Raw genomic sequence first — 860 nt, 5'->3', positions numbered from 1 at the left:
AGCAGACCGCGCAAGACGCTGAACTGGAAGACGCCGGCAGAGGCGCTCGACGCTGTGCTGGCTGCCGTGCAAGATGGTGTTGCGACGACCGCTTGAACCCAAGCAGGCTGCCGACGTCCTTGTGATCGACGGCCTCGCGGGCGGACCGCGGACCCTAACGCAGCGTGAACGACGTGACGTCGTACTCACGGCTGTAGTACCTCATCAGCTCGACGGCGAACCGTGCGAAGACGCGACTTCCGTTCACGGAGGCGGTCGCCGTTCCTGTAGAAAATCCCGGGGACGCCTTACTCTCGGCATCACGGTCAAACCGCAGGAAGATCAGGTTTTCGCCGCCCGGGTGACCCCGGATCTGGTTCACGATCAGTTGCGCGATCTGCGCCCAGGTCTTCCGCTCACGCTTCTTCGAGACGCCCCCGACCAACGTCCCACCCTAGGCAGGAAGCAGACCGGCGTCTTTTACGTGGGAGGCGGAGCGAGCCGATGACCGCGGAATGATTTCAGCCTGGACGACGCGGCTGAGAGCTGTGGTTCGGGCTGAGAGCCATGGTTCGCGCGCGAGCCTCATGGGCGGACCGCCGCGGCGCGTAGACCACCCGGACTTCTGCAGCTTCAGCCAACTCGGCTTGCAGCAGGTTGGTCCGCTCGTGGTGGGATGGGGTCGTGTCCCCAGGCGTGGTGTAGCTTCGGCGTGGTCACCCCGATCACCGACTGGGGCCGGGACGATCAGGCTGCCAGGGTGGGCAGGCTGACAAGGGGATCATCGCCGATGGGGGCGATGCTTTCCAGGGTGATGGAGCGGGCGCGCTGGACGGCCCACTCGTCGTTCTGTTCGAGCAGGATCGCGCCAACAAGGCGCG

The 860-nt window shown here is 65.5% G+C and carries 1 protein-coding gene and 1 pseudogene; both read right to left on the bottom strand.

What is annotated here, in order from left to right:
• Positions 1-154: 154 nt before the first annotated feature.
• Positions 155-424 (bottom strand): hypothetical protein, encoded by a 270-nt coding sequence (locus tag MET2598_RS0118040; protein ID WP_018261811.1) that lies wholly within the window; start codon positions 422-424, stop codon positions 155-157.
• A gap of 302 nt (positions 425-726) precedes the next feature.
• A pseudogene (locus MET2598_RS41255) lies at positions 727-860 on the bottom strand (IS256 family transposase); the annotation flags it as partial.

It is taken from the genome of Methylobacterium sp. WSM2598 (assembly GCF_000379105.1).
Classification (GTDB): Bacteria; Pseudomonadota; Alphaproteobacteria; order Rhizobiales; family Beijerinckiaceae; genus Methylobacterium.
The sequence above is the reverse complement of the archived record's forward strand: the minus strand, read 5'-3'. Positions and strand labels throughout refer to the sequence as shown.